The organism is Streptomyces corallincola (assembly GCF_019104725.1).
GTDB lineage: Bacteria > Actinomycetota > Actinomycetes > Streptomycetales > Streptomycetaceae > Streptomyces > Streptomyces corallincola.
The window spans coordinates 1-14,835 of sequence record NZ_JAHRXF010000051.1 but is presented as its reverse complement, the minus strand read 5'-3'; the positions used below and the strand labels follow the sequence as shown (position 1 = coordinate 14,835).

Genomic DNA, 14,835 nt, shown 5'->3' with positions numbered 1-14,835 from the left:
GCGGACGGGTCGGTTCCACCCGGTCGAACAAGAGGTGCGGCCACAAAGTAGAGGCAAACTGTTGCCAGTTCAACGGGTCCACGTCCGAGACATGGGCGACCAGTGGGAAAGCGGCCAACGTCGCGCACGTCGGCCGCCCTCCGCCTCAGCGAGGTCTCACTGGGTGTACGAGTAGTGCGGGCTGTCGAACTGGGGGCCGGACTTCTCGTAGGTGAACCAGTACGACAGCGTGGAACCGGAGTTGATCGAGACGTTCTGGGTCCAGGTGCCGCCGTTGTTGGTCATGCGGACGTTCTGCTGGTTGGCGCCGTTGATCAGGTAGTGCACGTCCACGTAGTTGGCGGAGGTCGTCGGACGGAAGGTGATCCGGGCCTGGTTGGCGCTCACCCGCTCGACACCGGCGGTGTAGTCGGCGGTGGTGGTGCCGCCACCCGTCGAACCACCGGTACCGCCACCCGTACTCCCACCGGAGCCACCGGAGCCACCAGTGCTGCCACCGGTGCCGCCGCCCGTGCCGCTGCCGTTGCCGTTCGTCTGGTAGACGGCGAACCAGTCCACGCTCATGGACGCGCCGGAGGTGATGTTCCCGGCCTGCGAGGCGGAGTTGCAGCCGCAGACCTTGTCCGGGTACGAACCGGCGATGGCGAGGTCGAAGATGGCCATGTACCCGTGGTCGATGGCGTTCTGCCAGGTGCCCGTGGAGACCTGGTTCTGGTTGACGGTGTACGTCAGGTTTCCGTCGAGGTAGAAGCGGAGCTGCTCGGCGGAGGTGTTCGTACGGTCGATGATCGCGGAGTACGTGTGGTACCCGGTCTGGCAACCGCCGCACGGCTGAAGGTCGCTGGTGATGCCGTCCGGGTCATGGCACTCGCCCGCCCACACCCCGCAGTGGAAGGTGGTGGAGTGCTTGCTGAGCGCGTTGACGTCTTCCATGATGTCGATCTCGCCGATGCCGGGCCAGTTCGTCGCGCCGACCGGACGGGCGTTGCCGCCCATCGCCCAGAACGCGGGCCAGTAGCCGAGCCCGTTCTGCGGGTTGGGCTGGAGGATCGACGCGCTGAGCTGCAACTGGCCGCCCGCGGGTGCCATGAAGTCGGTGCGCTGCGTCTCGATCCGGCCCGAGGTCCAGTGGCCGGAGCCGTCCCGGATCGCCTTGATGACGAGGTGGCCCTGGCCGTCCTGGTAGACGTTGTTGGTCGAGTCCGTCGCCGTCTCGATCTCGCCCGTGCCCCAATTGGCGGCGGCTCCGGGGTAGTTGTAGCCGGTCCCGATGTCGTACAGCCAGTTGGCGCGGTTCAGTCCGCTGCCGGACGCGCCGTTGAAGTCGTCCGAGAAGACGGTCGTCCACCCGGACGGGGGTGCGGGGACGGCGGCGGACGCGCTGCCGCTCGTACCCACCACCCCGATCAGCGTGCCGAGCAGCAGCACCAGCGCGGCGCCGAGCGCCAGCGGGAAGGTGCGGTGCGGTGCGGTCGTTCTCATGGGGGTTCTCCCTTTTCGCAGTGGGGACGGGAGGAGTGCGGCCCGGTCTCCGGTGGGGGTCGGAGACCGGACGGCGGGGAGGGCGGGGCTCACCCAGACGGTTGCCACGGCTCTACTGGGAGCGCTCTCAGAACGGCCATGAGTCTGTCACTCTCGCCTCCTGCGCCACTCGAACCCCGCTGCGATGTGGTCCACACGCGCGCGGCCGGAGTCTCGCCCCTCCTCAACTCGTCTCGTCCGAGCACGACTTGACGCCGGTCGCCCGAGACCGGAAAGGGGTCTGCCACTCCAGGCAGGAGTGTCCGGCCCCCCTGCCGATGCGTCAATGAGTTCAACACGATCGGCCAGAAAAACGGGGAGTGCGCTTACGGCACTTCACAAGGCGAACGCAAGCGGTGACGCGGCATGAGCAAGGGGACCCGGTGATCACCGGGTCCCCTGTCCTACGTGGTCAGTGCGCGGGCCTACGTGAACTGTCCGAGGAGGGCGGCCCAGGTCTTGGGCTGGGTCAGGTCGCTTCCTTCTTGCGGGTCAGCCGTGATCAACTCGCCGCTCCTAGACTCCTGGCGTGTCCGACACTCCGAACTTCCTCCACGTTTCGTCCACACTCGATCGCCAGTCGATCGCACAGCATGGCCTCGACTGGACCCTGATGGGCGCCGCCAAGGGCATCGCAGGCAGCCGCCGCCCCGAGGTGGAGGGCATCTTCGTCTGCCGGGGCGAGGAGGAAGCGGACTTCTTCCTTCGGCTCAACAACACCGGCGGGCTGGTCGATATCTGGGCCGTGGACGGCATCGACGAGGCCCTGCTCCTCGACAACGGCAACGGCTTCGCCTACCTCCCCCACCGCATACCAGCGACGCAGGTGCGCGTGACGCGATCCGACGTCCCTCGGCAGCGCGGTTTCTGACTTCGCCAGGGACGCGGTTGTGCCACAGGTGAACCCCGGAGTCATCAGCGCCTGACGACCCCGGGGCGGCCGGTGCGACTCACTGCTTGAGCTGCCCGAGGAAGAGGCTCCAGCTCTCATGGGAGATGAGGAGTTGGGGGCCGGTGGGGGTCTTGCTGTCGCGGACGGCGTGGCCTTGCGGGGCTGTGTCGGCTACCTCGACGCAGTTGCTCTGGGCTCCTGAGTACGACGACTTCCGGAAGGGGGATACGACCTCGGACACGATGCCTCCTTACCTCGCTGGCCAGTCACTCCATCGAAGTGCTACCCCACACAGGCTCTCAGGACGGCTGCTTGAGCTGCCCGAGGAAGAGGTTCCAGCCAGCGCGGGAGATGAGGAGAACGGGGCCAGCGGGGGTCTTGCTGTCGCGGACGGCGTGGCCTTGATCAGCAGTGTCGGCCACTTCTACGCAGTTGCCTTCCAGCGCAGAGTACGAGGACTTCCGAAACTGACCTGAAATGTGGATCACGATGCTGCTCCCTACAGGGCTTTCAGTGTGCTTTGAATGAGCTCCGCACTCTGCTCTGTGGTCAGTGCTGAAGTCTGCAACTGCTCGAAGACGCGGTAATAGGAGTCCAGGTCATCGGAAGAGTCGATAACTGGCGCGCTCGTAAGGTCGTCCATCGCCACTACCTCGACCCTGGAGTCGGTGTCAAAGCTGAAGGCCGCAAAGGCTGGCGTTGCCGCCGGTAGCGTGCCAGCGCTGAACGGTAGGACCTGGAGTGTGACGTTCTCGCGCTGTCCGACCTCAAGCAACGCAGCGAGCTGGTCGCAGTGAATCTGCGCGTCCACCAGCGGATGCCTGATGACCGCCTCCCAAATGACAGCGCGGAACATGACGCCACCCTTGGTGATTCTTTCCTGTCGCCGCTTCCGCACTTCCAGTAGCCGCTCGATGTGCTCGCGGCTCAGCCGGTTGGGGCCTCCCACGACGACCGTCTCGGAGTAGGCCGGAATCTGGAGAAGACCCGGAACGAGCACCTGTTGCCACTGCCGGATGGTGGTCGCATCGTCCTCAAGGGCAATGTGGTCCACATATTTCGGCCGCAGATGCGGCGCGTGCTCCGACCACCACCCGCGCTTCTTCGGCTGTCTGGCCAACTCCTCCAGCTTGAGGCGCACTTCCTCGTCCGAGACGCCGTACGCCTCCAGCAGTAGCCGCACCTCGATCACGCGGGGTGTCGCGTGGCCGCTCTCCACGCGGCTGATTCTCGCCTGGCTCGACGCAATCAGTTCGGCGGCTTGCGGCTGGTCGATCTTGGCGGCCTGGCGGTACTGCCTGAGCGCCGAGCCCAGACGCCTGCTGCGCACCGTCGGCCGTCCACCTGCGGGCATGCCCGCCTCCTTTCAGCGCGACCAACCATGCCACAGCCGCAAGGGTTCTGACGCACGATCACTGGATCGAAGTACACCGGTGCATATATTTCTCGATTCAGGTTGTGCGGGTCCCTCATTTACTCCAAGCTCCTCACATGCCCGAAACCGAGACCTTCCTCATCCCGAAGCACCGACGCCACGTCCCCACCGCCCGCCAGCGCTTACGGAAAGTGCTGGCCGACTGGGGTCTCACCGACGAACTCGCGGACGCGGTGACCCTGTTGGCGAATGAGCTGGTGACCAACGCCGTGACGCACTGTCGGATCACGCACGCGCAGGTCAGGGTGACCCTGACGCTGGACGCGCCCGCGTTGGTGCTGGAGGTGGCGGACCCCGACCGGGACCGGTTGCCGGAGCCGCACGACTCGGGGCCCGAGGAGGAGGGCGGGCGGGGGCTCGCGCTGGTCGCGGCGCTGTCGGACGACTGGGGGCACCGGAAGGACCCGTACACGAAGTCCGTGTGGGCCAAGTTCAGCCTCGCGCGAGCGGAGGACGCCCGTGTTCCGGTGGCTTCGTAGGCCGCGGCGCACCCCGGCGCCCCAACCCCCGCCCCTGCTCAGGGAGATCCGCACCCCTGACCCGTACGTGTGGCCCCTCCTCAGCCCCTACGACGCCCGCTGGCGCCGCTGGGCCACCCGCTCCCGCGCGGCCGGACGCCACCTCCCCTTCCCGGAACCCGGCCCGCCTCCCCCACCGCCACTGCCCCCGGCCTGGCACACGACGGACGACGTGGTCCGCCCGTACGTCCTGCGCCCATGAACCACTGCTCGCTCAGGGCAGCTTGATGCTCCGGCGGACCCTGGCGATGACCTGCTGGGCGTCTGTGCCGAATACCGCCGACTCCGCGAAGGTGTCCCACACGCGGCGGTAGAGGGCGATCGTTTCCGCATCATCGAGCCACAGCTCGGCGTGCCAGTCCTCCGCGATCACGAGGCGGTCGTCCATGACCCAGAAGCCGTTGCCGGGGAACGCGGGCAAGGGGGCATCCAGGGGGACTATGCCGAGGCGGACGGTGTCCATGCCGACCACCCCAAGGAGGCGGTCCAACTGGGCGGCCAAGATCTCCGGGGGGCATACCCGCGACCAGAGGGCCGCTTCCCACATGATCAGATTCAGCCGCTTGCCCTGCCGGTACAGCCACTCCTGCCGTTTCATACGGGCACGCACCGCGTCATCGGCGTCACGGGGGGCGTTCTGGAGGTCCGCGTAGCGCTCGAAGACGCAGCGCGCGTAGTCCGCTGTCTGCAACAGGCCGCAGACGCTGGCGCTCCCCCAGACGTGGATCGTGTCTGAGTTGAACACGACCGTGTTCCACGTCTCCTGGACGGGGCCGTGGCCTGCCGCCAGTTGTCTTCGCCAGGAGCGGATGTGACTCTCGAACCCCTGCAACCGGGAGCGCAGTTCAGGGAAGGCGGCAGGTTGCCCCGCAGCCTCGGTCCAGGCTCGAAGATCATCGGAAGTCGGCGTCTGCCTGCCGTTCTCCAGCTTGCTGACCTTCGACTGCTGCCAGCCGAGGCGGAGCGCCAGTTCGGTACCGGTGAGTCGGCCATCGGGACTTTCGACGCGCAGCTCACGAAGCCGACGTCCCAGTTCTTCGCGTGCCCTCTGATAGTCCGTGCTCACCAGTACCCGCTCTGCCGCCCTACTGTTCGTCTACACGGCGCCACCATCCAACTGGGCCGCGAATTCCCTCCACGGTACGGCGTGATGCCATGCAGCATCCCGGATCATGCAGCACCGCACCACTTCTGCCGGCTCGGTGATCAGATCGACGTGGGTGAGCTGATCGTCGTCGTCGAACTTCAGCAACGCGATCAGGCGGCTGTCGAACAGCCAGAAGTCCTCCACCGGAAGCTTCATCCGGTCCGCGTCGGAGCGGTACAGGTTGCGGATGTCCTCGCCGAGCTGGCTGTTCCGCTTGGCGTTGTCCAGCAGGTAGAGCTGTCCGGTGGTCGGCGGGTCGTCCACGAGTCGGACCCGCTCGACCCGCTTGCCCAGCCCGGTCTGCCTGCGGATCGTCGCGCAGTACGGGTGGTCGAAGGTCCACTCGATCTGGCCCGTCTCCACGAACTGGCGCCAGGTGTCGTCCTGTTCGTCGCTCGCGTACCGTCGCCGCGTCTCCAGCCGCCACGCCGTGTGCTCGAACTTGCCGAACAGGGCGCTGAACTCGTCCAGCTCGATCGTCCGCACCTGGCGCGTCCGCTCCTTCGGCGTCCAGTCCACCAGGAGGTCCCGCGGGACGACCACAGCGACCTCGCCCTCCGAGAGGTGCTGGAGCTGAGCAACGTCCTCCGTGTCCGTCAACGGCGGCCCGTGGACGATGACTTCGCCCGAGTCCAGATCCTCATGTACCGAAGGACACCCGTCCCCACCACTTCCGGTGCCGTTTAACCGCAGCCTGCGCGCCATGCGCATCCACCCCTTCTTGCTCTCGCACTAGGTGACGGCCACAGCATGCCGACTGCGCTGGGTGCATGTCCATGCATTCTCAGTAATTAGGCGCGAATAATAAAGAATATTCCCGACCTTTCGATCCGGGCGCCCCTAGCTTCGTCACTCAGGGCGCTCGCCCAGTAACGGAGTTCAGACCGAAGGGAACCCCATGCGCCAGACCCCCGACCTCTACGCCCTCGACCTCACCACCGCCACCTTCACCCAAGCCTGCGGCGGTCCCTGCACCGACGGCTGTGTCACCCTCGCCCGCATCGGGGACGACGCCTGGGCCCTCGGGGACAGCAAGCGCCCCGACCTCGCCCCGCTCCGCTTCACCGGGGAGGAGCTGGACGCCGCCGGGATCGACCCCGCGCGGTTCGGGCTCGCCCGCTGACCGTTCGGCGGCCGACGCGGTCCCGGCGGCGTGCGCCGGGACCCACCCCGTGCCGCCGGGACCGTCCCCCTGCCCCGTGACAGGAACGCCGTGCACCACCACGCCTACCTCTGGACCGGCCCCAAGTCCCGCTTCGATCAAGAGGCGTTGCGGCGGCCCCCGCATCCCGAGGCGCCGCCGCCCGACAGTCGGCCCGAGCTGATCCAGCGGTATCGGGAAGTGGCCGCCGAGTTCCCCCGGTCCGGGTTGCCGCCGTTGGAGACCGCGTACTGGCTGCTCAAGCCGTACTCCGCCGTGCGGGGGACCTGGGCCGAGGCGGAGGGCGCCGCCGCGTGGCTGGGTGAGCGGCTGGCGGAGTACAGCCCCCGTATCGCGCCCGGCGCCTCACGCACCCCGCACCGCACCCTCGTTCAGCGGGCCGTCGAGCACCTGCGGTCCGGCGGGGACACCGCGTACGGGTTCTATCTCGAACGGCCCGCCTACCTCGCGCTGGCGCTCGTCACGTGTTCACCCAACCGGAGTCGGCCCGAACTGCCCTGTCCGCGGCGGGAGTAGTCAGCCGCGCCGACGGGTGCGCCGTATCCCGAACCACAGCAGCGCCGCCACCCCAACCGCCACGACCGCCGTCCTCCACCGGCCGCCCGAGGCCACCCCGCCCTTCTCGTCGGCCTGGTCGCTGCCCGAACTCCGCTCGCCGGAAGGTGACTTCACGCTCCCCGCACCAGCCGGAGCGTCCTGTGCCACCACCGAACTCCCCTCCCCCTCACTGCCGTACAGCAGCTTCTTGCCGTCGAGGGAGTACGTGATCGACTCACCCTGGCGCTGGAGGGGGACGTTCAGACGGTCCACGCGCTTCGGCCGACCGTTGTTCCAGTCGTAGTAGATGCCGCCGAAGTAGCCGCGCACGGCAAGCTGTTGGCCGTTGGGGGAGAACGCGGCGTCCGTGGCCCAGAGGTCCACCGGGGCGATGGGCCTGAAGAGGTTGGTGCCGGACACCGAGAGGTGGGCGGGGCCTTCGTAGAGGTGGCCGCCGTCCTCCTTCTTGTCGATGAGGTAGACCCGGCCGGTGACCGGGTGGACGACCATCGACTCCGCGTTGCGGGGGCCGTCGGTGTACTTGACCACGTACTGCTTCGCCGTGATCGTCTGGTCCTTCAGCTCCTTCGGTTCGGGGAGCTGGTAGATCCAGACGTAGGGCCAGCGGCCGTCGAAGTTGTCGCCTATGTCGCCGACGTACATCTGATTGCCCGGACCTATGGAGATGGCCTCCACATCGCGCGGGGCGCCGATGCCGCGCAGGGTGATCATGGCGAGCGTCTTCCCCGACTTCCCGTCCACGGCGTAGACGTACGGGCCGTCGTCGCTGTCGTTGTGGGTCCAGTAGACGCCGGGGTGGAGGCGGGAGGCGGCCAGGCCGCTGGACTCGGTGATGCGGGGGTCCGTCATCGTGAAGCCGTTGTCGGAGCCCTCGGAACCGTCCGCCGCGGAGGCCGGGGCGGCGTGGGCGGGCAGCGCGCAGGCCCCCGCGAGCAGGACCCCGGCGAGCAGGGCGAACGGTCGGCGCATGGTCCCAGCCTGCCACCTCCGGCCATCTCCTCGCTCCGCACCGGGTGTTCGTCCGCGCCCGAGGTGGTCCGCTTCACACGCACCGCGTTTCCCGGCCGTGCCCGTCATCGTCCATCATGAGCGGATGCTCAGATTCATGCCCGTAGGCGACTCCATGACCATCGGGAGCGCGGGCGAGCACACCTGGCGTTACCGGCTGTGGCGGACCCTGTGCGAGACGTACGGCGGGCCGTTCACCTTCGTCGGGCCGCGCGAGGCGCTGTACGACAAGTCCGCCGAGGAACCCGTCTCCCTCGCGTACGCCGAGCCGGACTTCCCGCGCGCCCACCTCGCGGGGTGGGGCGAGGGGTGGCAGCACATGGCGCCGGTCATCGGGGACGCGGTGCGCGCCCACAAGGCCGACGTGCTGCTCGTCTCCCTCGGCCTGATCGACCTGGGCTTCTACACCAACGCCGAGCAGACCGCCGAGAACGTGCACGCCTTCGTCGCCGCCGCCCGCGCGGCCCGGCCCCGCGTCCGCATGGTCGTCCTCCCGGTCATCCCCAACGTCCGGGCCGCGAACGACGCCCCCTTCGCCGCCCAGGTGGACCTCTTCAACGTCCGTCTCGCCAAGGCCGTCGCCGGCCTCGACGAACCCCGCTCACCCCTGCTGCTGGCGTCCGTCCCCGAGTCGTACGACATCCACACCGACACCTACGACGGCACGCACCCCAACGAGCACGGCGAGCACCTGATCGCCGCCGCCTTCGCGGACGCGATGCGGGAGGCGTGGGGGCTCGGAGAGTAACCCCCCACGCGCACCCCCCGCCGCTGCGCGCGCCCCCATCCCGCCCCCACGCACCCCCGTCCCCTTGCCTAGAGCGCACTCCAAGCCGTTGGCTAGGTGCTCATGAAGTACACGCAGCTTGGACGCACGGGCCTTGAGGTCAGCCGACTCGTCCTCGGCACCATGAACTTCGGCCCGCAGACCGACGAGGCCGCCAGCCACGCCATCATGGACGCGGCCCTCGGCGCGGGCATCAACTTCTTCGACACCGCCAATGTGTACGGCTGGGGTGAGAACAAGGGCCGTACCGAGAGCATCATCGGCAACTGGTTCGCCAAGGGCGGCGACCGCCGCGACAAGGTGGTCCTGGCCACCAAGGTGTACGGCAACATGTCCGGCGACGACAGCGTGTGGCCCAACCACCACAAGCTCTCCGCCGTCAACATCCGGCGTGCCGTGGACGCCTCGCTGAAGCGCCTCCAGACCGACTACATCGACGTCTACCAGTTCCACCACATCGACCGGAACACCCCGTTCGACGAGATCTGGCAGGCCATCGACGTCCTGATCCAGCAGGGCAAGATCCTGTACGTCGGCTCCTCCAACTTCCCCGGCTACAAGATCGCCCAGGCCAACGAGACCGCCGCCCGGCGCGGCGGCACCATCGGCCTGGTCAGCGAGCAGTGCCTGTACAACCTGGCCGAGCGCCGCGCCGAGATGGAGGTCATCCCGGCGGCGCAGGACTACGGCCTCGGGGTCATCCCCTGGTCGCCGCTGCACGGCGGTCTGCTCGGCGGTGTCCTCAAGAAGCAGGCCGAGTCCGGCCGCCGCGCCTCCGGCCGTGCCGCCGACGCGCTCGCCGACCCCGCCCAGCGCGCGCAGATCCAGGCGTACGAGGACCTGCTCGACAAGCACGGCCTCCAGCCCGGCGAGGCCGCCCTGGCCTGGCTGCTGACCCGGCCCGGCGTCACCGGCCCCATCGTCGGCCCGCGCACCGCCGAGCAGCTCGACTCCGCGATCCGCGCCACCGAGCTGGAACTGAGCGAGGAACTGCTCGCCGGTCTGGACGAGATCTTCCCGGGTCCGGGCCCGTCGCCCGAGGCGTTCGCCTGGTAGCGCCGTACGGCTCGTGACCCCTACGGGTGGGTCCCGGCGGTCCGCCGCCGGGACCCACCCGTAGGGGCTGTCGGGGCGGGGCGCGGCTCGCCGCTACTTGACCGCCGCCGCCACCGCCACCACCACGAGCATCAGCACAAGCACACCGGCCATGATCCGGTTCCGGGTTTTCGGGTCCACGTACCCGAGCCTAACCGTCCGCGCCGAGCGGCCAGCGGCCGACCGCCTCGTAGCGGGGCCGCTCCCCCGGCACTCCGGAGCGCGGCAGGCCGCTGCGGACCAGTGCCAGCTCGGGCACTGTCCAGACCGGGCCGGTGAACTCCCGCAGCGCGTCCACGTACCGCTCGACGTCCGTCACCTCGCGGGCGCGGGCCAGGGTCAGATGGGGGCGGTAGTGCCGGTGCCCGTCCATCGGGACGCCCGCCTCGCGGGCCGCCGCCTCCGCCCGTCCGGCCAGCACCGTCAGCGCGTCCAGGTCGCCGCTCGCCCCGGCCCACAGGGCCCGCCCGTGCCCGAACTGGCCGCCGCCCGCCACCGCGAGCGGGAACGGGCGGGTACGGGCCGCCGCGTGCGCCAGGCGGTCCGACAGGGCGGGTACGAGGGCGTCGGCCACCTCGCCGTAGAACGCGAGGGTGTAGTGCCAGCCGGGCCGCCCGGTCCAGCGCAGCCGGTCGGCGCCCGGCAGCCCGCGCAGTACGGCGACCTCGGCGGCGAGTTGGTCGGTCACGTCGTCGGGGGGCAGTACGGCGGCGAAGAGTCTCATCCGGCCAGCCTGGCAGCGCCGTGAGCGCCGGACCAGACGCCCCACCACCGCGACCGCCACTCCTCAGCGGGAGCCCACCGAGAGGCACCGGGAGACCCCCGAGAGACCCTCGGGAGATCCCGAAAGCTCCCGGGAGACCGGGGCAGGGCCCGTACGGGAAGCCCCCTACGCCACCGGTGCCAGTTCCTCCCGCTCGCGCGGTACGAACCGCAGCCGCGGCCCGCGCTGCCACCGCACCGCGAGGCGCAGGTTGCCGACACGGGCCAGGATGACGCCGATGACGGCCGCCGCGCCCGCGGAGAAGACACCGCCGAGGGCGAACCCGATCTGCGGGCCGAAGCGGTCGGTGACCCAGCCGACGAGCGGCGCGCCCAGCGGCGTACCGCCCATGAAGACCATCATGAAGAGGGCCATCACACGGCCGCGCATGGCCGGGTCGGTGGTCATCTGCACGGCGGTGTTCGCGGTGACGTTGACGGTCATGCCGAAGATGCCGATGGGGACCATGAGGAAGGCGAACAGCCAGTACGCGGGCGCCGCGGAGGCCACGATCTCCAGCGCGCCGAAGGCCAGCGCGGCGGCGATCAGCAGCCGCATGCGGGCCGTACCGCGCCGGGCGGCGAGCAGGGCGCCGATCAGGGAGCCCACCGCCATCAGCGTGTTCAGCAGGCTGTAGCCGCCCGCGCCGACGTGGAAGACGTTGTCGGCGTACGCGGAGAGCCAGACCGGGAAGTTGAAGCCGAAGGTGCCGATGAAGCCGACCAGGACGACCGGCCAGATCAGGTCCGGGCGCCCGGCGACGTACTGGAGGCCCTCGCGGAGTTGTCCCTTGCCGCGCGGTGCCCGCTTGACCGGGTGCAGTTCACGCGCCCGCATCAGCAGCAGACCGGCGATCGGGGCGGCGAAGGACAGGCCGTTGGCGAGGAACGCCCAGCCGGTGCCGACGCCGGTGATCATCAGACCGGCGACGGCTGGGCCGACGAGCCGGGCGGACTGGAAGTTGGCTGAATTCAGGCTCACCGCGTTCTGCAGCTGCTCGGGACCGACCATCTCCGAGACGAAGGACTGCCGGGCGGGGTTGTCCACCACGGTGGCCAGGCCGACGAAGAACGCGGCCAGATACACGTGCCAGACGTGGACGTGGCCGGTCAGGGTGAGCACGGCGAGCGCGAGACCGGACAGGGCCATCGCGGACTGGGTGACCATGAGGGCGGGCCGCTTGGGCAGCCGGTCCACGAGGACACCGCCGTAGAGGCCGAACAGCAGCATCGGCAGGAACTGCAGGGCGGTGGTGATGCCGACCGCGGCGGAGGAGCCGGTGAGGCTGAGGACGAGCCAGTCCTGGGCGATGCGCTGCATCCAGGTACCGGTGTTGGAGACGACCTGGCCCATGAAGAACAGGCGGTAGTTCCGGATCTTCAGCGAGCTGAACATCGAGGATCTGCCGGGACCGGAACCGGGAGCCGGTCCGGGCTGTGTGGGGGTGGTCGGTGCGGGGGCGGAAGCTGCTCCGGGTCCCGTACTCAAAAGGTCGCCTCCTCGCGCGTGCTTCTTAAAGATGGGCCAGCTTCTCCAGTACGGGGGCGGCGGCCCGCAGCGCGGCCCACTCGTCCTCGTCGAGGCCCTCCACCAGACCGGCCAGGAACGCGTTGCGTTTGCGACGGCTCTCCACGAGCATCGCCTCGGCCTGTTCGGTGCGGCTGACGACCTTCTGGCGCCGGTCCTCGGGGTGGGGCTCCAGACGGACCAGTCCCTTGGCCTCCAGGAGGGCCACGATGCGGGTCATCGAGGGGGGCTGGACGTGCTCCCTGCGGGCGAGTTCGCCCGGCGTGGCCTGGCCGCAGTTGGACAGCGTGCCGAGAACCGACATCTCGGTGGGGCTCAGCGACTCATCGACCCGCTGGTGCTTGAGCCGACGCGACAGGCGCATCACTGCTGAGCGAAGGGAGTTCACGGCGGCGGCGTCGTCGCCGTGGGTGAGGTCCGACATGTCTTTAGCGTAACTCATTACTCTGACTAAAGAACAATCGGGTGTGCACAGATTCCCGTGAGACACGCCACTCAACCGTCAGGTCACCCGTACGAGTGAGGCACTTCCGGAAAGCGCTCCGCGGGGTGGCCGGATGTGGCGACCCTCGTACGCATGGGGACCAGTGTGCTCAGCCTGCGGATAGACGGGGAGCTGCTCGAAAGGCTCCGGCACCACGCGGCGAAGAGGGGGATGAGCGTGCAGGACTACGTGGTGGGCACGCTCGTACGGGACGACTTCGACGAGCGGTTCCAGAACGCGGTGGAGGAGACGGAGAAGTTCTACGGGGTCGGGTGAGACACCCGACCCCGCAGACGGTCACGCGACACCGGCCGGATCAGGTCAGGCCCAGCGCCGGCATCAGGTAGTAGAAGGCGAAGACCGCCGAGACCACGTACATCGGCGCCGGCACCTCCTTGGCGCGACCGGCCACGACGCGCAGCACGGTGAAGGTGATGAAGCCCATGCCGATGCCGTTGGTGATCGAGTACGTGAACGGCATGATCAGCATCGTCACGAAGGCCGGGATGGCGATCGTGTAGTCCGCCCAGTCGATCTGCTTGACCGAGTTGGACAGGATCAGGAAGCCGACCACGACCAGCGCCGGGGTGGCCGCCTGGGACGGGACCATCGTGGCGACCGGGGTGAGGAACAGCGCGACGGCGAACAGACCACCGGTGATCACGTTGGCGAAGCCGGTCCGGGCACCCTCGCCGACGCCCGCCGTGGACTCCACGAAGGCGGTGGTGGCCGAGGAGGAACCGACACCACCGGCGGCGACGGAGAGACCGTCCACGAAGAGGACCTTGTTGATGCCCGGCATGTAGCCCTGGGCGTCGGTCAGCTTGGCCTCGTCGCTGATGCCCATGATCGTGCCCATCGCGTCGAAGAAGCACGACAGCAGCACGGTGAAGACGAACAGCACGCCGGTCAGCACGCCGACCTTGGAGAAGCCGCCGAACAGGCTGAAGTGGCCGATCAGGCCGAAGTCCGGGGTGGAGACCGGGTTGCCGGGCCACTTCGGCACGGTCAGACCCCAGGAGCCGACCTTGGCGACGGAGTTGATGATCAGCGCCAGCACGGTCATGCCGACGATGGAGATCAGGATCGCGCCGGGCACCTTGCGGACCAGCAGCGCGAAGGTGATCAGCACACCCAGGATGAAGACCAGCACCGGCCAGCCGTTGAGGTGGCCGTCCGCGCCGAGCTGCACCGGGACGGTGGTCTGCGCGATGTCCGGGATGCGGGTGACGAAGCCGGAGTCCACCAGGCCGATCAGCATGATGAACAGACCGATACCGATGGAGATCGCCTTGCGCAGGCCGAACGGCACCGCGTTCATCACGCGCTCGCGCAGACCGGTGGCGACCAGCAGCATCACCACGATGCCGGCCAGCACGACCATGCCCATCGCGTCCGGCCAGGTCATCCGGGGGGCGAGCTGGAGGGCGACCACCGAGTTCACGCCGAGACCGGCGGCGAGCGCGATCGGCACGTTGCCGATGACGCCCATCAGGAGGGTGGTGAAGGCCGCCGTGACGGCGGTCGCGGTCACCAGCTGGCCGTTGTCCAGATGGTGGCCGTACATGTCCTTCGCGCTGCCCAGGATGATCGGGTTCAGCACGATGATGTACGCCATCGCGAAGAAGGTGGCGAAACCGCCCCGGATCTCCCGCGCGACAGTGCTGCCGCGTTCGGTGATCCTGAAGTAGCGGTCGAGGGGGCCGAAGGCGGGGTTTCCGTCCGGTTGTCCGGGGGCGGGAACCTTGGCGGTGGCCGAGGTGGGCATGGAGGTCCTCATCATCCTGAAGGGTTCCCCCGAGCCCTTTTGGAGTTTCCTACGATCAGAAGTGGTCAAAGCCAAACGGATTCAGTATGAACGTATGAGCGGCATATCCGCTATCTCCGCGCGTAGACACGCAAGTCACACCGGCGTCGAGCGCCAGGCCCGCAGAACGG

General features: G+C 68.7%; 18 protein-coding genes. 7 read left to right on the top strand and 11 right to left on the bottom strand.

Annotation, left to right across the window (positions count from 1 at the left end):
• Positions 1 to 156: 156 nt before the first annotated feature.
• Entirely contained in the window at positions 157 to 1,482 is a 1,326-nt protein-coding gene (locus KUM39_RS24335; protein ID WP_246620661.1) for a glycoside hydrolase family 16 protein, read from the bottom strand.
• 568 nt (positions 1,483 to 2,050) lie between these two features.
• On the opposite strand from KUM39_RS24335, the gene KUM39_RS24330 reads away from it, so the two are divergent.
• Positions 2,051 to 2,392: a hypothetical protein gene (locus KUM39_RS24330; RefSeq protein WP_217787905.1), complete on the top strand. Its 342-nt coding sequence runs from the start codon at positions 2,051 to 2,053 to the stop codon at positions 2,390 to 2,392.
• A gap of 79 nt (positions 2,393 to 2,471) precedes the next feature.
• On the opposite strand, the gene KUM39_RS24325 is transcribed toward KUM39_RS24330, so the two are convergent.
• Genes KUM39_RS24325 through KUM39_RS24315 form a run of 3 tightly spaced genes read right to left on the bottom strand, consistent with a single transcriptional unit; the run spans position 2,472 to position 3,767 of the window.
• Positions 2,472 to 2,654: a DUF397 domain-containing protein gene (locus tag KUM39_RS24325; RefSeq protein WP_217787904.1), complete on the bottom strand. Its 183-nt coding sequence runs from the start codon at positions 2,652 to 2,654 to the stop codon at positions 2,472 to 2,474.
• Between the two features lie 58 nt (positions 2,655 to 2,712).
• Positions 2,713 to 2,901 (bottom strand): DUF397 domain-containing protein, encoded by a 189-nt coding sequence (locus KUM39_RS24320; RefSeq protein ID WP_217787903.1) that lies wholly within the window; start codon positions 2,899 to 2,901, stop codon positions 2,713 to 2,715.
• 11 nt (positions 2,902 to 2,912) lie between these two features.
• Entirely contained in the window at positions 2,913 to 3,767 is an 855-nt protein-coding gene (locus KUM39_RS24315) for a helix-turn-helix domain-containing protein (protein ID WP_217787902.1), read from the bottom strand.
• 137 nt (positions 3,768 to 3,904) lie between these two features.
• On the opposite strand from KUM39_RS24315, the gene KUM39_RS24310 reads away from it, so the two are divergent.
• The gene (locus KUM39_RS24310) at positions 3,905 to 4,327 is read left to right on the top strand and encodes an ATP-binding protein (protein WP_217787901.1); all 423 of its coding nucleotides are present in this window, start codon (positions 3,905 to 3,907) and stop codon (positions 4,325 to 4,327) included.
• A 253-nt stretch (positions 4,328 to 4,580) separates the two neighbouring features.
• Here the strand turns inward: KUM39_RS24310 and KUM39_RS24305 are convergent, their stop codons facing one another.
• Entirely contained in the window at positions 4,581 to 5,432 is an 852-nt protein-coding gene (locus KUM39_RS24305) for a helix-turn-helix domain-containing protein (protein WP_217787900.1), read from the bottom strand.
• A 30-nt stretch (positions 5,433 to 5,462) separates the two neighbouring features.
• Positions 5,463 to 6,218, bottom strand: a complete 756-nt coding sequence (locus KUM39_RS24300; protein ID WP_217787899.1) for a DUF6879 family protein — start codon at positions 6,216 to 6,218, stop codon at positions 5,463 to 5,465.
• A gap of 193 nt (positions 6,219 to 6,411) precedes the next feature.
• Between KUM39_RS24300 and KUM39_RS24295 the strand changes: the two genes are divergently transcribed.
• Complete coding sequence (locus KUM39_RS24295) at positions 6,412 to 6,636, top strand: DUF397 domain-containing protein (protein ID WP_217787898.1); 225 nt, start codon at positions 6,412 to 6,414, stop codon at positions 6,634 to 6,636.
• A 90-nt stretch (positions 6,637 to 6,726) separates the two neighbouring features.
• Positions 6,727 to 7,191 carry a hypothetical protein gene (locus KUM39_RS24290; RefSeq protein WP_217787897.1) on the top strand — a complete coding sequence of 155 codons (465 nt, stop codon included), beginning with the start codon at positions 6,727 to 6,729 and terminating at the stop codon, positions 7,189 to 7,191.
• On the opposite strand, the gene KUM39_RS24285 is transcribed toward KUM39_RS24290, so the two are convergent.
• A complete protein-coding gene (locus KUM39_RS24285; protein WP_217787896.1) occupies positions 7,192 to 8,202 on the bottom strand; it encodes a WD40 repeat domain-containing protein in 1,011 nt (336 codons plus the stop codon).
• A 124-nt stretch (positions 8,203 to 8,326) separates the two neighbouring features.
• On the opposite strand from KUM39_RS24285, the gene KUM39_RS24280 reads away from it, so the two are divergent.
• Together KUM39_RS24280 and KUM39_RS24275 are read left to right on the top strand one after the other, a co-directional pair.
• Positions 8,327 to 8,989, top strand: coding sequence for a GDSL-type esterase/lipase family protein (locus tag KUM39_RS24280; protein ID WP_217787895.1), 663 nt, complete (start codon positions 8,327 to 8,329; stop codon positions 8,987 to 8,989).
• 102 nt (positions 8,990 to 9,091) lie between these two features.
• Positions 9,092 to 10,084 (top strand): aldo/keto reductase, encoded by a 993-nt coding sequence (locus tag KUM39_RS24275; RefSeq protein ID WP_217787894.1) that lies wholly within the window; start codon positions 9,092 to 9,094, stop codon positions 10,082 to 10,084.
• A gap of 190 nt (positions 10,085 to 10,274) precedes the next feature.
• Here the strand turns inward: KUM39_RS24275 and thpR are convergent, their stop codons facing one another.
• The 3 genes from thpR to KUM39_RS24260 form a co-directional block, all read right to left on the bottom strand.
• Complete coding sequence (gene thpR, locus KUM39_RS24270; protein WP_217787893.1) at positions 10,275 to 10,847, bottom strand: RNA 2',3'-cyclic phosphodiesterase; 573 nt, start codon at positions 10,845 to 10,847, stop codon at positions 10,275 to 10,277.
• Between the two features lie 165 nt (positions 10,848 to 11,012).
• Positions 11,013 to 12,374, bottom strand: coding sequence for an MFS transporter (locus KUM39_RS24265; RefSeq protein WP_308288226.1), 1,362 nt, complete (start codon positions 12,372 to 12,374; stop codon positions 11,013 to 11,015).
• 25 nt (positions 12,375 to 12,399) lie between these two features.
• Entirely contained in the window at positions 12,400 to 12,837 is a 438-nt protein-coding gene (locus KUM39_RS24260) for a MarR family winged helix-turn-helix transcriptional regulator (RefSeq protein ID WP_217787891.1), read from the bottom strand.
• Positions 12,838 to 12,990: 153 nt separating this feature from the next.
• Between KUM39_RS24260 and KUM39_RS24255 the strand changes: the two genes are divergently transcribed.
• On the top strand, positions 12,991 to 13,173 hold the full coding sequence (locus KUM39_RS24255; RefSeq protein ID WP_217787890.1) for a ribbon-helix-helix protein, CopG family: 183 nt from the start codon (positions 12,991 to 12,993) through the stop codon (positions 13,171 to 13,173).
• 40 nt (positions 13,174 to 13,213) lie between these two features.
• Here KUM39_RS24255 and KUM39_RS24250 read toward each other — a convergent pair whose 3' ends face one another.
• Positions 13,214 to 14,665, bottom strand: a complete 1,452-nt coding sequence (locus KUM39_RS24250) for an NCS2 family permease (protein ID WP_217787889.1) — start codon at positions 14,663 to 14,665, stop codon at positions 13,214 to 13,216.
• Between the last annotated feature and the right edge of the window lie 170 nt (positions 14,666 to 14,835).